The following is a 20,379-nucleotide window of genomic DNA, read 5'->3' on the forward strand; positions in this document are numbered from 1 at the left end:
CCGGATGATCATTCCGGCAGGGCAAGGATAGGTGGATTCGACTTGAATTTGTTGGAGAATCGCCGCATATCTAAGCTGTTGCAAAACCTAGGGGCAATATAATGAGTCGTAAACTCTTGAGCCGGTTTACATTTAGTGCGGTTTCCTCGGCCCTGATGGCCGGGACGGCCCTCGCGGCGCCGCAGCCGGCTTCGGTCGATCCGATCACCGCGCAAGGGGGCGCGCTGACCGGCGACTATGGGTTTATCATTCCCGTCGATGGCGATGTTTCGACCGATTATGGCTTCATCATTCCCGTCGATGGCCAGGTTGGTTCGGACTACGGCTTCATCATCCCGGTCGAGGGGCAGGTTGGCGCCGACTACGGCTTTATCATCCCGGTGGCCGGGGACGTAGACAGCGACTACGGGTTCATCATTCCTGTGGGCGGCGATGTCGCGCCCGACTACGGCTTCATCATCCCGGTCGCTGGCGATGTAGACGGCGATTATGGCTTCATCATCCCGGTCGAGGGCGACATCGCGTCGGACTACGGCTTCATCATCCCCGTGGGCGGCGATCTCGAGGATGAATATGGCTTTATCATCCCGGTGGATGGCGGGGTCGACGGCGAATATGGCTTCATCATTCCTGTGGGCGGCGACGTCGATGGCGATTACGGTTTCATCATCCCCGTCCAGGGCGAACTCGGCACCGACTACGGCTTCATCATTCCGGTCGATGGTGCGCTTGCCGGCGAATATGGCTTCATCATTCCGGTCGACGACAGCGGTGTAAGCGCGGATTACGGCTTCATCATCCCCGTGGATGGCGACGTGGCCGGCAATTACGGCTTCATCATTCCTGTGGGCGGCGATGCCGCGCCCGACTACGGCTTCATCATTCCCGTCGATGGCGATCTTTCGAACGCTTACGGCTTCATCATTCCCGTGGATGGCAGCGACGCTCACGGCGTCTACGCGACGATCCAGTCGGGCGCGGGCGACGTTACCACCGACTATGGCTTCATCATTCCCGTCGATGGAGAGGTGAACGGCGCCTACGGTTTCATTATCCCCGTCGATCAGGAAGGGATTGCGGGCCAGTACGGCTTCATCATTCCTGTCGAGGGCGGCGGTCTGACCGGCTCCTACGGGTTCATCATCCCCGTCGAGGGTTCGGTCGATCCCGACTATGGCTTCATCATCCCCGTCAGCGGGGAGATCATTCCGGAATATGGCTTCATCATTCCGGTCATCGGCGACGTCGATCCGGATTACGGCTTCATCATCCCGGTTGCCGAGCAGACGGTCGTGGCCGATTACGGCTTCATCATCCCGGTCGACGGTGTCGAGGGGCGCTACGGGTTCATCATCCCCGTTGCTGGCGGCGTGACCGAGAATTACGGCGCCATCCTGCCCGGTATGGACGAAATCCTGCCCGACTATGGCTTCATCATTCCGGTGGAGGGCGATGAGCGCGCCGACCTCGGTGTCGCCAATCCCGAATTCGGGTACATCATTCCCGACTACGGCTTCATCATCCCGGTAGATGGCGAATATCAGGTTGTCGCCGAGGCTGATGTCGATGCCGACTACGGCTTCATCATCCCCGTCCAGGGCGAAGTGGCGCCCTATTACGGCTTCATCATCCCGGTCGATGGCATGGACGATGTCTTTCCGACCGCGCAGCCCGTTGCCGGTCCGAACCTCGTTGATCACTGGATGGCCGGTGCTCGCTACTCTCCCGTCGTCTCGGCTGCGGCCGGCGCCGGCGAAGGCGTTACGGTGGGCCTGCTCGACTTCACTCCGTCGGGCAATGCCGACGTGCTCGACGCCATCGTCTTCTCGGACGGCATCTCCAGCTACGAGAGCGCGCACGGCGCGGGCGTGGCGAGCCTCATCGTCGGCGGCCGCTACGGCTTTGGCGTCAGCGGCCTGGCGCAGCGCGCCGACCTGGCCGTCTTCAACCCGTTCGACGCTACCGAAAGCACCAATTTCGAAGATAGCGGGCAAGGGCTCGAGGCCCTGGCGGCGCAGGGCGCCAGCGTCATCAACATGTCGCTCGGCGTCGAAAATTACGTTCTCGCGCCTGAATGGGCCGACGTGCTGACGAGCGCCAGCCTGTCTGACACGGTCATCGTCAAGGCCGCCGGCAATGACGGCGCGGTCCACGCCGACGATGTCGAATGGACCGGCAAGTTCGACAATCTGATCCTTGTCGGTTCGGTCGGGCCGGACGGCACGATTTCCGACTTCTCCAACACGCCCGGTACGGCATGTCTGACCGCAGGCGGCACCTGCCGTGCCGGCGGCGACCTGATGGACCGTTTCATCGTCGCGCCGGGCGAGCAGATCACCGTCGCGGACGGGGAGGGCGGCCTCCTCCTCGCGTCGGGCACGTCGCTTGCCACTCCGATCGTGACCGGCGCGGTAGCGCTCCTCCACAGCCGTTGGCCGTGGCTTGCCAAGAATCCGGAAGCCTCGACGGAGATCATTTTCGCCTCGGCACGCGATGTCGGCGCCGAGGGGGTCGACGAGGTCTATGGCCATGGCCTTCTCGACGTGGCCGCGTCGCAGCGTCCGCTCGACGGCTACACGCTGACGACCAGTCCGCTCGCCAAGTCGCGCACCATTTACGAAATGAACATGACGCAGACCTTGTCGGCGGCACGCATCCAGTCCTGGGCGCCGGTCGGCGGTACGCGCACCGTGTTCGAGAAGGTAGGGACGACCTACCGCGACTTCGTGCTGCCGCTTACGCTCGACACGCTGTCGCAGGTGGCGAACGCCCGAGGCACGGATGAGGAGTTCGAAAACACCTTCATCGACTTCTCCGCCTCCAGCTTCGCACCGCGTCTCGACGGCGAAGCGCCGGAGGGCGTCTTCGGCTTCGGGTCCTACGGCGCCCAGACCGTCGTTGCGCGCTCGGGCCTGCGCATGAACTTCTCCATAGCGCCGACCCGCTCCTACTTCCGCACCGAGGGTGAGGCGAATGTCGATGCGGCGGTCTCGCTTGCGAACAGCGAGGGTACGCTGTCCTTCACCATGGGCCGCGGTGCCGGCGCACTCGCTCTCAGCGGCACCGACACGCTGGCCGCGCCGCAGGACACCGATCTTCTGACCGGCGGCGTCAATCCTGTCCTCGGTCTCGCCTCGGGCGACGCCTTCCTGGGCAGTCAGATGCAGCTGGCCGACGGGCTCGAACTGCGCTTCGGCGCCTCGACCCGCGATTTCGCTGCGTCGCGCTACACCGATCTCGGCGCCGCGCTGCGGGCCAATTTCACTCCGCTCGACGACTATGAGGCATCGGCGATGACCGTCGGCGCGCGCTACGGTGTGGCCACGGGCGTCAAGCTCGGCGCCGACCTCACCTATCTGAACGAAAGCAACGCCGTTCTCGGCGTGCAGTCGCGCGAAGACGACCTCTTCGGGGCGGGTTCGGAGACCTATGCCCTGACGGGCGGTGCCGAATTCGATCTCGGCGGCTTCAGTCTCGACCTCTCCGCGACGACGGCGCGTACCCGGGCCGGCGAGGGCGGGGCGCTGGCCTTCAGCGGCGGCGAGTTCACCTCGACCGCCTATCAGGTCGCGCTGGCGAAGACCGGCGTCCTCGGCGCTGCCGACCGCGTCCGTGTTTCGGTGGCGCAGCCGCTTCATGTCGATGCCGGCGAGGTCACCTATCGCGGCTATGAGGTCGTCGACCGCGCGACCGGCGAAATCGGGCTTGTCGACCAGACGCTCGGCATCGACGGCGGCGACCGCACGCATGTGGTCGAGGCGCTGTACGGTGCGCGTATTCTCGATGGCGCCGGCGAATTGAATGCCTTTGCGCGCGGCGAATTCGGGCTCGACGAACGCCAGGCTGGCGGCGACAAGGCCGTGACCGTCGGCGCAGCGTTTGCCGTCAGCTTCTAAGCCGAGCGTAGTTCCCGGCGCGGGCGCCCATGTCCGTGCCGGGTCCCAGGGGGTGGGTATGAGTTTTTCCTGGCGGGCGTTCGCCGGTCTTTGGACGGCGTTTCTTCTCCTCACGGCAACGCTCGCCCCTGCTGTCCTGGCACAGCGCCCCGACGAGGGCTCGGCGGCAACGCTCGAAGATCTTCTGGGCCGGGCCGAACAGGCGAGCGGGGCCGATCCGGCCGCCGCGAAGGCCGCGCTCGACCAGGCCCGCGAGGCGCTGGTATCGATCCCCGACGAGGATACGCGCGATGTCTTTCTCGCCCGCATCCTGACGCTCGAATCCTCGAACCGGATGCTGTTCAACGACCTCGACCCGGTCGAGGCGGATCTGCAGGAGGCGATTACGCTTCTGCAGCGAGTCCAGCCCGATGGCCGGCATCTTGGCGATGCTCTGCGCAGTCTCGCCGCCTATTATCTTCGCACGGGACAATATGCCGAAGCCCTGACCGCGGCTCAGCGCGCCTATTCGATCCTGCGTGAGGACGAAGGCGCGGCCAAGTCGCAGTCGCTCTCGCTCCAGATTATCGGCGCGCTATACCGCCTCGCCGGCGATTATGAGCGGGCGCTGCGCTATTTCAGCGAGGCGGCGGATGTCTATCAGGGCGATCCGCTCATCGACCTCGCCGTCCAGAACAATATCGGGTTCACCTTGACCGCGATGGATCGCGACGCCGAGGCGATCGAGGCTTATGCGCAGGCGCGGGCGAATGCGCGCGCGCTCGGCAATCCCGTCTACGAGGCACGCATCCTCACAAACCTCGCCGGGTCGCAGCTTCATGCCGGCCAGCTCGACCAAGCGGCGGCCACCGCGCGCACGGCCGCTCGCCTTACTGCGGCCCCTGGCGGCGAGAACTGGCGCCCGTTCGTCGCCGGTGTGCAGGCGCAGATCGCGGCGGAGCGCGGCGATCTGCAACGCGCGGCGACCCTGTTCGAGGATACTTTTGCCGGCCGCGACCTTAGCGAGACCGACACCCCGTTCCGCGACTTTCACGAAACTGCCGCGGAGACGTACCGTCAGCTCGGCCGGTCGGAGCTGGCGCTGCAGCATCTCGCGGCCCTCAAACGGCTCGACGACGAAGCCGCCGAAGTCACTGCTTCTGCGGCCAACGCGCTCGCCGCCGCACAATTCGATTTTGCCAATCAGGAGCTGGAAATCGCGCGGCTGCGCGCCGGCCAACTCGAACGAGACGTCCAGCTCGCCGAACAGGAGGCCGTCGCCAACCAGCGCATCGCCGTCATCGTCGGCATCGGCGCGGCGATCATCGTCCTCCTTCTCCTTGTCGTTCAGCGAAACATTCAGCGCCGCCGCGACGAGGTTCATGCCGCCAATGTCGAGCTGGAGCGGACGAACACCGACCTCGAAAAGGCGCTGGCGGCGAAGAGCGAGTTCCTTGCCACGACGAGTCATGAGATCAGGACACCGCTCAACGGCATTCTCGGCATGACGCAGATCATGCTGGCCGACGGAAAGCTGGCGGACATGGTCCGCGAGCGGGTCGAACTCGTTCACGGCGCAGGCACCACCATGAAGGCGATCGTCGACGATATTCTCGACGTTGCGAAGCTCGACTCGGGCAAGATCCAGATTCGGGAGGCGCCGTTCGCGCTGCGCCAGACCATTCGCGAAGTGGCCGAGGTCTTTGCCGACGAGGCGCGCGGCCGCGGTGTGGAATTCATCTGCAATCTCGACGACTGTCCCGAGCGGGCGATCGGGGACGAGCAGCGTGTGCGCCAGATCGTCTTCAACCTTGTGTCCAATGCGGTTAAGTTCACCAATGAGGGCCGCGTGGAGGTAACCGCCCGCCGTGCCAGCGAAGCGGACGATGATCTTCTCGTGACGGTGTCGGACACCGGCGTCGGTATCCCGCCGGACCAACTCGACACCATCTTCTCCCCCTTCCATCAGGTCGACAGCTCGCGCACGCGCCAGTTTTCGGGCACCGGGCTTGGCCTCACCATTTCGCGCGAGTTCACGCACAGCATGGGCGGCGAGCTCGCCGTTGCCAGCGAACTCGGTGCGGGGTCGACATTCTCGCTTCGCGTGCCGCTGAAGCTGACGGAGGCGAACGAGCCGGTAGCGGATTCGCCAGAAGAGGGGGGTGCAGCCTCCGGCGAGCAATCCGTTGTCTTCGCATTCGGCGCGCTTACCGCCGCGATCATGCGCCGCGCTTTCGAGGGGGAAGGCCTCGATCCGCAACTTGTGGAGACGCTTCCGGAATTTCAGAAGTTGGCGTCGGATCCGCAGACCAAGGCCGCCTATCTCGTCTATAATTCTGTTGTGCAGGCGGAGATCGAACCTACGCTGCGGGCCCTTCGGGACGCCCGGCCCGGCTTGCCGGTCTATCTGCTCGGGGTTCCCGAGTCCGAGCTCGTCGGCCTCCGCGATTTGGCGACGGATCATATCACCGAGCTTGCACGCGTCTCTGTTCTCATTAACAGGGATGGCGGAAACGCTGATAACTCACGAAGTCAAAGATCAATTGAGGTCAGCTAGTCGCTCGCGCCGGGAGTGTGAGGCTAGATTAGGGTCGGTTTGTGCGCGCTTTATTCATCGAAGATGACGATCTGAATCGGCGCATTGTCGAGGATATGCTCCGGGTGGGCGGAGCCGAGATGGTCGGTGCCCCCGACGCCACTACGGGGCTGGAGCTGTTCGCCGCCGAACATTTCGATTTCGTTCTCGTCGATCTGCGCATGCCGGGTATCGACGGCTTTGAAACGATGCGCCGAATTCGCGCCTGGGAGGATGAGCGGCGGGACGTTCCGATCGTCGTGGTTACCGCCGATACCGGCGACCGTATCGACGATGAGTGCCGCGAGGCGGGGGCAGACGCGATCCTCCTGAAGCCTGTGGCGATGAAGGAACTGTTCGAGGTCATCGCCGAGCTCATCGTGGGCGGACGCCGCCGCTGACCGTCCGCCTGCGGTACTGACCCAGTCGAACCGCCCAAGTAACGAAATTGTGTGTGGTCCCGGCGGGTTGGACGGTCATCGCGCCTGCCTGACTTCGCGTGTCGCGGCCCCGAATCGCCGCGCTGTCTAAGCACTCAACCGCAAACGCCTGAAAGCGCTGGTCGAACCCGATTTACTGGCAAAAGCCCTTGCGGCCTTTGGCGGAATTCACCACAATGTATTGGTGTTTGGGGCGATGCGACCTACTATATGTGGGTTGCGGTCGGGCTACGCCATCGGGCCGGCCTGGACGCGCAGGATAGCGTCACCGCTGACACGAGAACAGGTTTTTGTCGGACAGTCCGGTGTGGCCGGCGTCCGCGCGCCTGTGGATAGCGAGGATATCGGGGACAAGTCGGTCGCCGCGCTCGCCTTGGCCGCGCCAGCCGAAGTAGGGCTGGGATTTGGCCGCGACGACGAACGACCGGTCCGGCGGATGTGCCGGAGGCGGCATTTTACAAAGGGGAGTAGCGCGCGATGGATTTTGCAACCGGCGAAACGGAAGTCACGGTCGACGGCGGTCCGGAGCAGGGCTCTGCCAAGACCTCGGACTATGCGCCGCGCTTCTCGATCAGGATCGATCGCTCGCGCGATGACCGCCTGACGGTGTTCGGCAAGGAAACGCTCAGCGACCGCTATCTCCTCCCCGGCGAGGAGCCGCAGGACCTTTTCGCCCGCGTCGCGGCGGCCTATGCCGACGATGCCGAGCACGCGCAGCGCCTTTACGACTATATTTCCAATCTCTGGTTCATGCCGGCGACCCCCGTCCTGTCGAACGGCGGCACCGGCCGCGGCCTGCCGATTTCCTGCTACCTGAACTCGGTACCCGACAGCCTCGACGGCATCGTCGGCACCTGGAACGAGAATGTCTGGCTCGCGTCGAAGGGCGGCGGCATCGGCACCTATTGGGGCAATGTTCGCGGCATCGGCGAAAGCGTAGGGCTCAACGGCAAGACCAGCGGCATCGTGCCCTTCGTGCGCGTCATGGATTCGCTGACGCTCGCCATTTCGCAGGGCTCGCTGCGCCGCGGCTCGGCTGCCTGCTACCTCGACATCACCCATCCGGAAATCGAGGAATTCCTCGAAATCCGCAAACCCTCGGGCGATTTCAACCGCAAGGCGCTCAATCTTCACCACGGCATCAACATCACCGATGCCTTCATGGAGGCGGTGAAGAATGGCGAGGAGTTCGACCTTCTGTCGCCCAAGGACGGCAGCGTCCGTGCGACCGTCGATGCCCGCGCGCTGTTCCAGAAGATCGTCGAGACCCGCCTCGCGACCGGCGAGCCCTACATGCTGTTCATCGACCGGGTGAACGAATCCATGCCGAAGCATCAGCGCGATGCGGGGCTGAAGGTCTCGACCTCGAATCTCTGTTCGGAAATCACCCTGCCGACCGGTTTCGACCAATATGGCGAGGATCGCACCGCGGTGTGCTGCCTGTCGTCGCTCAATCTCGAAACCTGGGACGAATGGTCGAAGGAGGAAGGGTTCATCGAGGATGTCATGCGCTTCCTCGACAACGTCCTTACCGACTATATCGAAAAGGCGCCCGACGAGATGGCGCGCGCCAAATATTCGGCGATGCGTGAACGCTCGGTCGGGCTTGGCGTCATGGGCTTCCACAGCTTCCTGCAGGCGCGCCAGATTCCGTTCGAATCCGCGCTGGCAAAGTCTTGGAACATGAAGATTTTCAAGCATATCCGCGCTGAGGCTGACGAGGCGTCGATGCTGCTGGCAAAGGAACGCGGCGCATGTCCCGATGCGCAGGACATGGGCGCGTTGGAGCGCTTTTCCTGCAAGATGGCGATCGCGCCGACCGCCTCGATTTCGATCATCTGCGGCGGCACCTCGGCCTGCATCGAACCCATTCCGGCGAACATCTACACCCACAAGACCCTTTCGGGCAGCTTCACGGTGAAGAATCCGCATCTCGACGCTCTCCTGAAGGAAAAGTCGAAGGATACGGACAAGGTGTGGACGTCGATCCTGGAGCGGGGCGGCAGCGTCCAGCATCTCGACTTCCTGACGCCTGACGAAAAGGCCGTCTTCCGCACCGCGTTCGAGGTCGATCAGCGCTGGCTGCTCGAGCTTGCGGCCGACCGGACGCCCTATATCGACCAGTCGCAGTCGCTGAACCTCTTCATTCCCGCCGACGCCGAGAAATGGGACCTGCTCATGCTGCATTTCCGCGCGTGGGAGCTGGGCATTAAGTCGCTCTACTATCTGCGGTCGAAGTCGGTGCAGCGTGCCGGCTTTGCGGGCGGGGTCGAGGCGGACAATACCGCCGAGGCAAAGACCATCGACCTCGAAATGCCGAACACCGATTATGACGAGTGTCTGGCCTGCCAATAGGCGGGTGACCGGTCGTCTGTTTCGCGCACCATGACCTGGATCAAAGCGGACCGGGACGCGGCGGCACATGATGGCTCCTTCTTGAACTGGGAGGTCCATCATGCCGCTTGCCGTCGTTCCCATCCTGTTTGCGCTCGCGATCCTCGTGACCGCCGTGTCGGGAGTGTGGCTGATGCTCAACGCCCGGTCGGTGGCGGCGCTGTTCCGCGACCGCGACGTGATCGAGCCGGGGCCCGGGCGCCCGCGCCGGTCGCGCAAGGCCGTCATTGTGGCGCTCGTCCTGTTCAACCTCGGCTGGATGTCCGCGGTCGCGATCCAGTGGGCCAGCTGGGAAGGCGAGACCAATGAGATGGTCGTTCCCGATCCCTACTGATCGCCGTCGGTCTGCGCGGCACGGGGAAAGCGCGGCCGTGCGCGGTGGCGGCGTTCTTGTCGCCGCACTGGTCCTCCTGTCGGCCTGTGCCAATCAGAGCGCGGCGGCGGTAGAGCCCGGCGCGCCCGGATTTCTCTGGGGCCTGTGGCACGGCTTCATCTTTCCCTGGGCCTTTATCGGGTCGCTCTTTTCAAGCGAGATCTCCATCTACGCCGTCCCGAACAGCGGCGGCTGGTATGATTTCGGCTATTTCCTCGGCGTTGCGGTGCTGGGCGGCGGCTCGCTGTTTTCCGGCAAGCGGAAGGGGTAGGCGGCGAGGCATGACTCTCGCCATTCTCGCCGTCCTCCTGTTCCTTGCCTCGACCGCGCTGTCGCTCGCGGGACGCCGCACCGCCGACCCGCGCCGCGCGCAGCTGCTGAACGCAGGCGGAGGCCTCCTCCTCATCGGTGCGCTTCTGGCCCTGGGCCTCAGCCTCGTCTAAGGCGCGGGCGGCATCATGACCGGCCCGACCCGCATCCTCTTCGTTTCGCCCTATTTCCCGCCCTTCTCACCGGTGGGCGCGATCCGCATGCCGCACCTGGCGCATCATTGGGCCGAGGGCGAGCGCCGGGTCGACGTCGTCGCCGTCGACAATCCGAATTTCGCCGGGCTGCTGCCACCCCGGCCGCATGAGAAGATCGCCGTCCATCATCTGCCCTACCGGCCGGGCCAGCCGCCCTCCGATCCCGCCGCCGCGCCGCCCGCCGCGGGCTCCGGTCCTGCGCGCGACGCCGAGGACCCGGGCTATCTGAAGCGCCTCTACCGCGCGCTGCGCACGCTGCCAGACCGCTATCATCCCTATTGGACGCAGCTTGCCGGGACGCGCGGGGCGGAGATCGCCGCCGCGTCGGGGGCCGAGCTCATCTATTCCTCCGGCCCGCCCCAGTCGGCGCACATCGCCGCCGCGAGGATCAAGGCCGCGACGGGCCTGCCCTGGGTGGCGGAGCTGCGCGACATCTGGCTCGGCCAGCCCTACAGCGACACGCCGCTGCCGGTGCGCCTGCTCTCCGAGCGTCTCGGGCGGAGGACGCTCGGCGCCGCCGATGCCTTCGTCACCGTGACCGAAGGGGCGGGCGAGGATATGCGCGCGCGCTTCGACCGCCCGGTGACCACCGCCTTCAACGGCTTCTCTCCGGACGATTTTCCCGCCGAGTCCTTTGCCGCGCCGCCCGCGCCGCTCGATCCCGATCGCCTCACCATCCTCCATGCCGGCGTCGTCTATGCGCACCGCCGCGACCCGGCCGCGCTGTTCGCCGCCATCGCGCGCCTGCCGCAGGCGGACCGCGCCGCCGTCCGTGCGCTTTTCTATCATGACGAGCGCGGCTTCGTGGAGGCGCGCGCGGCCGAGCACGGCGTCGAGGCGAACATAGAGATGCGCCCGCTCGTCCCGCGTACCGAGATGCTGTCGCTCGAACGGCGCGTTGACGTCCTCCTCCTCTGCCGCTGGGACGATCCGCGCGACGACGCCGTCATTCCCGGCAAGACCTTCGAATATATCGGCGCGCGCCGGTCCGTTCTCGGCGTGGGGTCGGAGCGGGGAGAGGCGGCCGCCATCGTGCGCGCGGGGCCGTTCGGCCTCGTCTCCAACGATCCCGACGTCATCGCCGGCCAGCTCTCCGCCTGGCTCGCCGAAAAGCGCGCCGCGAAGGCGAGGGGGGATGCCCGCGTGCCCGACCTGCCGGCGGAACCCACGCGCGCCTATACCCGCGCGGCGCAGTTCGCCCTTGTCGACGACGCCCTGGCGCGCCTCGTCTGACGGGGTCTCTCCCGCCCTCTTTCCCCCCGCCTCACGCCTCGCGTCTTTCGCGCGCATCCCCGACATATGGGGGTGCCATATCCCGCCCATACGCAATCTATTGTGGATAAAGGTGGGGAGAACCGCATTTCACCCCTTTCCGACTCGGCGGCCCGGGCCTAGCCTCTCTGATCGAATGCCGGGCCTTCGCACCGGCGACCGTATCGCAGCGTAATGTCGCGTATCGAACCGACTGGAAAAGGGGACCGCCATGGGACTTCTGGAAGCCCGCAAGACCTACAAGCCCTTCGAATATCCTTGGGCCTATGATTTCTGGAAGCGGCAGCAGCAGATCCACTGGATGCCCGAGGAGGTGCCGCTGGGCGAGGATTGCCGCGACTGGGCGCAGAAGCTGACGCCGCACGAGCGCAACCTCCTCACGCAGATCTTCCGCTTCTTCACCCAGGCGGATGTCGAGGTGCAGGATTGCTATCACGACAAATATGGCCGCGTCTTCAAACCCACCGAGGTGAAGATGATGCTGACCGCCTTTTCCAACATGGAAACGGTGCACATCGCGGCCTATTCGCACCTGCTCGACACGATCGGCATGCCCGAAAGCGAATATTCCGCCTTCCTCGAATATGAGGAGATGAAGGACAAGCACGACTTCCTGCAGGTGTTCGGCGTCGACACCGACGAGGACATTGCCCGCACGCTGGCGGCCTTTGGCGGCTTTACCGAGGGGATGCAGCTGTTCGCCAGCTTTGCGATGCTGATGAACTTCCCGCGCTTCAACAAGATGAAGGGCATGGGCCAGATCGTGTCCTGGTCGGTGCGCGACGAATCGCTCCACTGCGAGGGGATCGTGCGCCTGTTTCACGCCTTCGTCGAGGAGCGCCAGTGCCTCACCAAGGCGGTGAAGGAGGACATCATCGACATCTGTCAGAAGACGGTGCGGCTGGAGGATGCCTTTATCGATCTCGCCTTCGAAATGGGCCCGGTGAACGGGATGAGCCCGAAGGAGATCAAGAAGTATATCCGCTACATCGCCGACTGGCGGCTGGGCCAGCTCGGCCTGCCGGCCATCTACATGGTCGACGACCACCCCATTCCCTGGCTGACCGAGATCCTGAACGGCGTCGAGCACGCCAACTTCTTCGAAACCCGCGCGACCGAATATTCGAAGGCGGCGACGCGCGGCAATTGGAACGACGTCTGGACCAACTTCGACAAGCGCAAGCGCGCGAAGGACGGCCCCGCCGCGAACGAGGAAGAAGAACCCAGCCTGCTGGGCGAAGCGGCGGAGTAGGGTTAGGGTTGACTCGATCGCGACGACAGGAGAGTGCCTGTCCGAACAAATGCGGAACAAAGGGTTTCGAATGCTATCTGTTGTGGACCTTTTCTGCGGCGCCGGCGGCCTGAGCTTAGGCTTCCAGAATGCAGGCTTCCGCGTCCTTCTCGGAAATGACATCGAGGGTCAGTTTGGTGAAACTTTCTCCGCCACTCATAGCGGTGCGAAGTTTCTTGAAGGCCCAGTTTCCGAATTGAGAGGCCGGCGGGTCTTAAGAGAAACCGGTCTTTCTAGAGGAGAATTAAACGTTCTGGTTGGTGGGCCACCATGCCAAGGCTATAGTGTTTATAACCACGGTCGCGGAAGTCATGACCCTCGAGCTAGTTTGTTCAGAGATTATCTTGCCATCGTAGAAGGTGTTCTTCCAGAATGGTTGGTGATGGAGAACGTGGTAGGCCTTCTGTCAATTGACAAAGGTGCTCTTTTCGAAACTATTAAAGCAGAAATTATTGAGCTGGGCTATACAAAGGTTCAAGCCCTTATTCTAAAGGCGGAAGAATACGGTGTTCCTCAAGAGAGACGCCGCGTTGTATTCGTTGCTAATAGGCTTGGTATTCCGATTTCTCCTCCAGAGAAAACGCACAGCAAGGAGGCTGGGTTCGTTTCGGTTTGGGACGCAATTGGAGACTTGCCTCCGATATACGGGGGGGTGCGCGATCCGCGCGCGGTACCGTATGCTGCGGAACCCTCCAATCCATTTCAGCATCGCGTTCGTGGTAATCGGACTGTTGTTAGCGATCATATTGCGCCAAGACTCGGCCCCGCAAATCAGGAGCGTGTAAAGCACATTCCTGAAGGTGGTTCGTGGCGCGATATTCCCGTCGACTTGTTGCCGGCGGGAATGCGTAAAGCAAAGCGCTCCGATCACACGAAGCGCTACGGGCGCCCTCGAAAGTCTGACTTGGCGTGTACGATCTTGACGAAGTGTGATATACACTGGGGCGCTTTCTTACACCCAATTCAAAACAGGCCTTTCTCTGTTAGAGAGGCGGCACGGCTTCAGTCGTTTCCCGACAGTTTTGAATTCAAGGGAAGTATGACTGAGAAATTTGTTCAGGTTGGAAATGCAGTTCCACCGATGCTTGCTGAAGCTCTTGCGAACTCGATTATCAAGTGCCGACAAGAGAATGTCCGGAAAGCGGCATGACGGTAGGGATATCAGAGGTAATATTTGAAGTTCTTGGTCGGCGACCAGAATTAAATTTTGATCCAGCATCGGAAGGGTTTATTTGTCCGTATATAAAGGATTTATGTACAAAGCGGAGTACTGTTGACAAGTCTGAGCCTTACCCTCTCTGTGCCATAAACACCCCAAAATACGGTCCCATCGCTTTGTGCCCAAAGCGCTTCCACGGCGCAGATTTTTTAGGCGACGTCATGAGAACCGCCTGGTCTGAGCGTCAAGCCGGAGATTTACACGTTGCAAATGAAGTTACGATGGAGGGTTTCGGGCGCGTAGATCATGTCATTAGCGAAATTAGTGACGGCGAAATACAGCGGTTCGTATCAGTTGAGCTGCAAGCAATTGATGCCAATGGCACAGTCCGACCAGTGTACGACGCCATGCGAAATGGCTACCTTGTAGATCAGCGTCCGAGTTATGGCCCCAATTGGAAAAACGTATCAAAGAGGTACATGAATCAATTAATTTCGAAGGGTTATTACCACCATCAATGGGGCACTAAGATTTATGCCTCCATACAGGACAAAGTTTACGAATATTTTCGGCGGGATGCTGGTTTCCTCACCACGGACGATGTCGACAACGAGCAGGTCAATATCGTGTTCATGATCTACAGTTTGTCGGAGGCTTCCTAACGGAAGCAGTTTCATGAGATTTGAACGTGCGATTGGAACGCACCATTCGAATCTGCAGACCGCAGTGCTTTATAAGAATGCACCTTCACGCGAGAAATTCGAACAAGCAATTTCCGCAGCAATGGGCGGCTAGTAAGGCCACGCGCGACCTTACTAGCCCCCTTTCGTGCCCTCCTGCCAAAGCGCCCCGGCAAGGTTGGCATATTCCGCCCAAGGCGCGTCGTCCTTGCTGCGTGCGCCTGCCGGATCCGCCCCGACCTCCCCGAACCGTCGGGAAATCTTACATTTTCGTTGCAGTGACTGGCTAAGCTGCGGAAATGGAAGAAAACTCCGTTTGGCGCGAATCCTGCTTGTTGTGCCTGAACAGACGTAGAGTGGGAGGGGCTGGGAACATCATGTCACTGCGTAGGATCGCGTCGATACCCTTGCTCGCGCCGCTTCTGGGGACGTGTCTGTTGGCTCCGGCTGCGGCATCGCTCATTCCGGTCGCCAGTTACGACATGCTGAATGGCGGTAGCGGCACCTATAATTACTGGGACGACAGTTATGACGGGGCGGGCAGCCGGACCACCGATTATGCGGCGCTGACGGGCGGGACGGGCCAGCTTACCGACGGCATCATCGCATCGGCGCCATATTCGGTGGTCGAGCCTGCCGCCGGGCCGGGGCCCTATGTCGGCTGGCGCTACAATGTCTTTGGCGGACCCTACATCTATCCCGTCATCACGTTCAGTTTTGCCGGCGACTACAGCTTCGACCAGGCCGTGATCCATTTCGACGATGCCGACGGGCAGGGCGGTGTCGACCATATCCAGCGTGTGGATGTGGCGCAGCGCGGTGTCCAGTCTTTCGGCGATCCTGCCGGCAGCGGCCCCACCTCGATCGGCGTCGACTTGACCGGGCTGTCCGGCAATGTGGTGAGCCTGCAATTGGTGGGCGCGGATCAGTGGCAGTTCGTCAGCGAGATCGAGTTTTTCGGCAGCAGCCTCGCGGTTCCGGCGCCGGGCGCTCTCGGCTTGGTCGGGCTTGGAACGTTCGCCGCCGCGTCGCTGCGACGGCGCCGGAGCTGGCGCGCCTAAGTCATTCGTTGACGGGTTATTTCCGCGGCGTTGGCTCTGCCGCTATTTCACCCGCCGCAGCGCCGCGCCGGGGCCGTGCCAGCGCGGGCCGTCTAGGGGAGAGGTGCGCGCGGCGGCCGAACCGCCCGCTCCCGGCCCATTTCCGGGTCCATCTCCGGGCCCATCTCCGGGCCCGCCCGGATCGTCGCCGTCGTGGCCCTCTGCCGCGGGCCGGAAATCGGCAGGGCAGGGGCCGGGACGCCATAGCGGAGTCGGCTCCGACAGCACGGGGACCAGCGGGCTCTCGGGCGTCGCGGCATACAGGTAGAACCCGCGCCCGCCGCAGCGGGCCACCCGGCACAGCGGCCGCTTGTCCAGCAGCACATAGCGCGGGCCCTTAACGCGCCGGATCAGCGCCGCGCTGGTGCGGAACACCTGGTGGCAGCGCGGGCAGTGCACCAGCAGGATGCCGCCCGCCTCGATCGCCTCACCGACATAATGCGCTTCGGGGGGGAGCAGCCGGTTGGGGAATTTGCGCGCCATGCCCCTGTTTGGAACGAACGGGGAACAAACGGCAAGGGGGCATCTGCGCCGGTCTTCCGAAATTGGACTTTTGCTGCTTTGCTTCCCTCCATGCCGTCTCCGACAAGATCCCCGATGCCCGCGCGGTCCGCACGCCCTGAAGCCCCGGCAGGGGTTCCAGTGACCCTCCCGGCCAACCTCCGGTCCTTCACGCGCGTACACGCACGCGCACACGCGCGCTGAGGTGTGACCTACTGTGACCTACAGTTGCGCGCGCCCTTCATGATCTGGCGCAAAATAGCGGGCGGGGCCGTGCGCTAGACTGGCGGTCCGACAGAAAGAGAGGGTTCCTGAAATGACCGATAGTGCCGCCGCGAAGATCCGCCTGCAGGCCATGCAGGCCGAACTGGAGCAGCGCCTTGCCCGGGTGGAGCGCGACCTGGGAGAGCCGCTCAACGCCGACTCGTCCGAGCAGGCGGTCGAGCTGTCCGACGACGAGGTTCTGGAGGGCGAGGGCATATTGGTGGCGCGCGAGCTTGCCTCGGTGCGCCGGGCGCTGGGCCGGATCGAGCAGGGCAGCTACGGCGAATGCGTGCGCTGCGGCGCCGACATCGCCCCCGGGCGTCTCGAGGCGCGGCCCGAGGCGGCGCTGTGCATCGCCTGCGCCTCGGCCGAAACGCCCCGGGGCTAGCGGGGCGGGTCTCGTTCAGGCGGGCGCGGCTTCGTCGTCCACGACCATTCGCGCGTCGGGGAACGGGCGGGCGAGGGTGCGCGCCTCGCTCCAGTCCGCCTCCAGCCACAGCGCCGCGTCGTCTGGGGTCAGCAGGACGGGCATGGCTTTGGGGTGCACCCGCCCGACCGTTTCGTTGGGGGCCGAGGTCAGGAAGGCATAGTGCGGCGGCTCGCCCTCCACCGGGCGCCAGATGCCGGCAAAGGCGAAGACGGGAAGGTCGCTGACCGAGAACCACACCTTGCGCTTCTTTCCGGTTTCGCCGGTCCACTCGCAGAAGCTGGTGACCGGGACCAGGCAGCGCCGGGCGGGACGTTCCAGCGCGCTGCGCCAGAAGGGGCTGTCGAGGTTGCGCACATTGGTGACCGGGCGCGTCGCCTTGCCGGGCGGCGGCGGGAAGCCCCAGCGCATCGTCCCCAGGCTGCGCTGCGCCCCCTTGCCGGTGGCGATCACGGGGGCGTCCTGGCCGGGAAAGATCTCGTCGCGCGGCTCCAGGTTGCCGGCGGTATTGCGCTCGACGCCGAACAGGCGCGTCAGCTCCTCCAGCGTCGCGCGCATCTTGTAGAGATTGCACATGGCCCGCCCTCCTGCGCGAGCCGCACCACCAGGGCAAGCGCCGTTGCGCTTCATCGCAGTTTCCATCATGGGATAACAACTTTGATTAAACCCCTGTAGTCCCGACCAATTTCTAACCACTACCAGGGAACAAGCTAGGGCGCGGCCTGTTGGTTGGGGCGACGCGGCGAACCTGCGCCGTCTACACGAGGAAAGGGGACAACCGATGGCAGAAATTCCCGTTGAGAAACGATCCGGCATACCCGGGTGGGTCTGGGTGCTGCTGGCACTGATCATCGTCGCACTGCTGGCCTGGTGGCTGCTGGCGGAGGAAGAAGAGGACATCGAGACCGCCGAGACCGGCATCGTCGCCGAAGAGGAATATGTGGCGGGCGATGAATTCGCCGATCTCGAGGACGAGATCGACATGCCGGCCACGGCGACGATCACGACGCTGGCGGGTCTGTCGGGCATTGCCTCGCTCGTCGGCACCGACGTCGACCTCGACAATGTGACCGTCTCCAGCGTCCCTGGCGACATGATGTTCTATATCGGCGAGGGCGATCAGCAGACGCTCGTGCTGTTCGACCAGACGCCCACCCCGGATACGCCGATGGAAGGCGAATATGACATCAACCCCGGCATGACCATCGACGTCGAGGGTGAGGTTCGCGCGGCCGACGGCTCGCTGTCGGACGGCGTCAGCGCCGACATGCCGGCCGGAACCGAGGCCTACATCTATGCCGACTCGATCGAAACCGACGAATAGGAGCGCCGCATCATGAAACATGAAGAACGCTATGAGGAGCTCGACCGTCTCGGCGACTGGAAACTGGTCGACTCCGATCAGGATATTCGGGGCCGCCCGCTTGTCGACGAGGCCGGGCTGGAATTCGGCATCGTCGACGACATGATCGTCGACAAGGACAAGGAACATGTTGTGGCGATCGCGCTGAAGGATGGGCGCATGTGCGGGGTGGAATATCTCGATATCCGGCCGGACCGCGTTGTCTACCGCGAGCCGGCAGCTGGCTACACACCGACCTACTCGCGCGTCCACCGATAGGGCGCTCGCCGATTACTCTCCACTGCCCCGTCGGTTCTGCCGGCGGGGCTTTTTTCGGAACGGCCAGCCGCCCCCTGCCTGACACAGGGAACGCCCGAATAGGAACCGGCCTAGATACCCGGTTCACTTTGATTGTTTTTGGCCTATTCTGCGGGGACTTGTGGGGCAGGGGGCAATACGATGGCGGATTACGGGGAGGCGCCCGGGGCGGTCGCCTATGCGGTTTCAGAGCCGAACGCGGCCGCCCTGGCGTATCAATTGCAGCAGGCCGGTTACCGCGGGCGCGACCTTTCCGCCATAACCGAGCCCGAGGCGGCCGCAAGGGGAGCTTCGGCTTCGGACTTGCTCATCCTCGACACGGACGCCGCCCACTTTGGACCTTGGCTCGACCGGCTAAGGTCCGCTTCGAATGGCGAAAGAACCGACATCCTGTTCATTTCGGACCCAAGTCGCCTCGACGATCTGGGTACCCTCATGGATATCGAAGGCGCTGCATTTCTGCTGTGGCCGATCGAACAGGGGGAGTTCGTATCCGTGCTGGAGGGGCACCGATCTGACGGCCGGCAATTAGATGACCGGCAACTGGGCAGACCGTCCGGGCACGACTGCACTGAACGGCATGAGGTTGCAGCAGGGCGGCGCCCGGGCCCCGCGGAGGGAGGCAACCGCCTCCGTACCGACGGCTCGGCCTATGGGACTCACGAGCTTCAGGACCTTCGTTCACAGGTTGCCCGTATTGTCCACATCCTCGATCGGCTGGTTGATCGGCCCGGTAAGGAAGCAGCGCCGGACGTGGACCCCCGAAGTGCGGCACAAAGCGCGGCGCTGATCCGGGAGATTATCCGCAAGCGCCGCCTGCGGTCGGACTTCTTTCCGGCGGACTTGTTTGCCGACCCGGCCTGGGACATCCTGCTCGACCTCGCCGCATCGCGGCACGAGGGACGGTCGGTGTCGGTCTCTTCGCTGTTCATCGCCGCCGCGGTGCCGACGACCACGGCGCTGCGCTGGATCAAGGCGCTGACGGACGCAGGACTACTCGAACGCTGCCCGGACCCGCAGGACGGGCGGCGAAGCTTTATCACCCTGTCGGACCGAACCGCCACGCTGATGGAGCGCTATCTCGACGTCACCGTTTGATCGGGTTTGTGTATCGTCTGCGTCAGAAGGGCAGGAGGGACCGGTCCTCGGTGAATTTCAGGTAGCCCACGTTCGCGCCGAAGCGCCAGCCTGCGCCCAGACGGATGGGTACGATGACGACATCGCCGCGCTGCATGTAGTTCGCGGTGAAGCCTCCGACCGCGTAGACCTTGCCTTCCACGGACGGGAAGCGCTGGTACAGGTCCTGAGTATCGTAGAGGTTGTAGACGAGCGCGAAGACCTTGTTGGCGTCCCCGCCGATGTCGACGCCGATGGACGGTCCGTTCCAGTAGACTTCGCGGTTGCCCTCGACGGCATGATAAAGGCGCCCGGCACCGTAGCGAAGACCGACCGCAACGGCGCCCGATCCCTCATTCCCGACGATATAGGCATTCGGTCGTCCCCTATCGCGGAAGACGTCCTCGACCAACTTTGCGAGGCCTTCTGCGCCTTCGCCGAACGTCTGCTCGGCCTCGCGGAGGATCCGCTCTTCGTCGAACCCGTTTTCGGAGGCACCGCTTTCCGCCGTGCTGGCCGCCGGCGTCTCCGCATCTGCTGAGTCTGCTGCCGGCGCTTCCGCAGCTGGTGGGGGAGGCGTGGGGGATGTCGCACAGGCCGAAAGAAGCAGCGCCGTGAACAGTGTGAAGAAACCGCGTCCATATGAAGACATAATATTGAACCTGCCCGACTATCTGCTGCGTCTACGGTTCCTTAGCATTGCGATCCCCCGCGGCCATAGGGTTCGG

The 20,379-nt window shown here is 63.6% G+C and carries 19 protein-coding genes; 16 read left to right on the top strand and 3 right to left on the bottom strand.

What is annotated here, in order from left to right; translation table 11 throughout:
• Window positions 1-101 precede the first annotated feature (101 nt).
• From KCN53_RS07160 to KCN53_RS07215, 12 genes are all read left to right on the top strand, one after another.
• A complete protein-coding gene (locus KCN53_RS07160; RefSeq protein WP_088712989.1) occupies window positions 102-3,896 on the top strand; it encodes a S8 family peptidase in 3,795 nt (1,264 codons plus the stop codon).
• A gap of 58 nt (window positions 3,897-3,954) precedes the next feature.
• Window positions 3,955-6,432, top strand: a complete 2,478-nt coding sequence (locus KCN53_RS07165; protein ID WP_088712988.1) for an ATP-binding protein — start codon at window positions 3,955-3,957, stop codon at window positions 6,430-6,432.
• Between the two features lie 41 nt (window positions 6,433-6,473).
• Window positions 6,474-6,851, top strand: a complete 378-nt coding sequence (locus tag KCN53_RS07170) for a response regulator (protein ID WP_088712987.1) — start codon at window positions 6,474-6,476, stop codon at window positions 6,849-6,851.
• A 516-nt stretch (window positions 6,852-7,367) separates the two neighbouring features.
• The gene (locus KCN53_RS07175) at window positions 7,368-9,245 is read left to right on the top strand and encodes a ribonucleoside-diphosphate reductase subunit alpha (RefSeq protein ID WP_224199495.1); all 1,878 of its coding nucleotides are present in this window, start codon (window positions 7,368-7,370) and stop codon (window positions 9,243-9,245) included.
• Window positions 9,246-9,345: 100 nt separating this feature from the next.
• On the top strand, window positions 9,346-9,618 hold the full coding sequence (locus KCN53_RS07180; RefSeq protein WP_088712985.1) for a hypothetical protein: 273 nt from the start codon (window positions 9,346-9,348) through the stop codon (window positions 9,616-9,618).
• Between the two features lie 37 nt (window positions 9,619-9,655).
• Window positions 9,656-9,928 (top strand): hypothetical protein, encoded by a 273-nt coding sequence (locus tag KCN53_RS07185; protein WP_088712984.1) that lies wholly within the window; start codon window positions 9,656-9,658, stop codon window positions 9,926-9,928.
• Window positions 9,929-9,938: 10 nt separating this feature from the next.
• Window positions 9,939-10,100 (top strand): hypothetical protein, encoded by a 162-nt coding sequence (locus tag KCN53_RS07190; protein WP_172406265.1) that lies wholly within the window; start codon window positions 9,939-9,941, stop codon window positions 10,098-10,100.
• A gap of 15 nt (window positions 10,101-10,115) precedes the next feature.
• On the top strand, window positions 10,116-11,414 hold the full coding sequence (locus tag KCN53_RS07195) for a glycosyltransferase family protein (RefSeq protein WP_088712983.1): 1,299 nt from the start codon (window positions 10,116-10,118) through the stop codon (window positions 11,412-11,414).
• A 250-nt stretch (window positions 11,415-11,664) separates the two neighbouring features.
• On the top strand, window positions 11,665-12,705 hold the full coding sequence (locus tag KCN53_RS07200) for a ribonucleotide-diphosphate reductase subunit beta (protein WP_088712982.1): 1,041 nt from the start codon (window positions 11,665-11,667) through the stop codon (window positions 12,703-12,705).
• Window positions 12,706-12,775: 70 nt separating this feature from the next.
• Window positions 12,776-13,894, top strand: coding sequence for a DNA cytosine methyltransferase (locus KCN53_RS07205; protein ID WP_088712981.1), 1,119 nt, complete (start codon window positions 12,776-12,778; stop codon window positions 13,892-13,894).
• On the top strand, window positions 13,891-14,565 hold the full coding sequence (locus KCN53_RS07210; protein WP_088712980.1) for a NotI family restriction endonuclease: 675 nt from the start codon (window positions 13,891-13,893) through the stop codon (window positions 14,563-14,565). Before KCN53_RS07205 ends, KCN53_RS07210 begins: the two co-directional genes overlap by 4 nt.
• Window positions 14,566-14,960: 395 nt before the next feature.
• Window positions 14,961-15,644, top strand: a complete 684-nt coding sequence (locus KCN53_RS07215) for a PEP-CTERM sorting domain-containing protein (RefSeq protein WP_172406264.1) — start codon at window positions 14,961-14,963, stop codon at window positions 15,642-15,644.
• Between the two features lie 42 nt (window positions 15,645-15,686).
• On the opposite strand, the gene KCN53_RS07220 is transcribed toward KCN53_RS07215, so the two are convergent.
• The gene (locus tag KCN53_RS07220; protein ID WP_088712978.1) at window positions 15,687-16,166 is read right to left on the bottom strand and encodes a hypothetical protein; all 480 of its coding nucleotides are present in this window, start codon (window positions 16,164-16,166) and stop codon (window positions 15,687-15,689) included.
• A gap of 334 nt (window positions 16,167-16,500) precedes the next feature.
• Between KCN53_RS07220 and KCN53_RS07225 the strand changes: the two genes are divergently transcribed.
• Entirely contained in the window at window positions 16,501-16,836 is a 336-nt protein-coding gene (locus tag KCN53_RS07225) for a TraR/DksA family transcriptional regulator (RefSeq protein WP_088712977.1), read from the top strand.
• Window positions 16,837-16,851: 15 nt separating this feature from the next.
• On the opposite strand, the gene KCN53_RS07230 is transcribed toward KCN53_RS07225, so the two are convergent.
• The gene (locus tag KCN53_RS07230) at window positions 16,852-17,451 is read right to left on the bottom strand and encodes an SOS response-associated peptidase (RefSeq protein ID WP_088712976.1); all 600 of its coding nucleotides are present in this window, start codon (window positions 17,449-17,451) and stop codon (window positions 16,852-16,854) included.
• Window positions 17,452-17,656: 205 nt separating this feature from the next.
• Between KCN53_RS07230 and KCN53_RS07235 the strand changes: the two genes are divergently transcribed.
• The 3 genes from KCN53_RS07235 (at window position 17,657) to KCN53_RS07245 (ending at window position 19,633) form a co-directional block, all read left to right on the top strand.
• Window positions 17,657-18,199: a hypothetical protein gene (locus KCN53_RS07235; RefSeq protein WP_088712975.1), complete on the top strand. Its 543-nt coding sequence runs from the start codon at window positions 17,657-17,659 to the stop codon at window positions 18,197-18,199.
• A gap of 12 nt (window positions 18,200-18,211) precedes the next feature.
• Entirely contained in the window at window positions 18,212-18,496 is a 285-nt protein-coding gene (locus KCN53_RS07240) for a PRC-barrel domain-containing protein (protein ID WP_088712974.1), read from the top strand.
• A 180-nt stretch (window positions 18,497-18,676) separates the two neighbouring features.
• A complete protein-coding gene (locus KCN53_RS07245) occupies window positions 18,677-19,633 on the top strand; it encodes a winged helix DNA-binding protein (RefSeq protein ID WP_172406263.1) in 957 nt (318 codons plus the stop codon).
• 22 nt (window positions 19,634-19,655) lie between these two features.
• On the opposite strand, the gene KCN53_RS07250 is transcribed toward KCN53_RS07245, so the two are convergent.
• Window positions 19,656-20,303, bottom strand: coding sequence for a DUF1134 domain-containing protein (locus tag KCN53_RS07250; protein ID WP_224199497.1), 648 nt, complete (start codon window positions 20,301-20,303; stop codon window positions 19,656-19,658).
• Window positions 20,304-20,379 lie beyond the last annotated feature (76 nt).

The organism is Pacificimonas aurantium (assembly GCF_020092905.1).
In the GTDB taxonomy this organism is placed as follows: Bacteria; Pseudomonadota; Alphaproteobacteria; order Sphingomonadales; family Sphingomonadaceae; genus Pacificimonas; species Pacificimonas aurantium.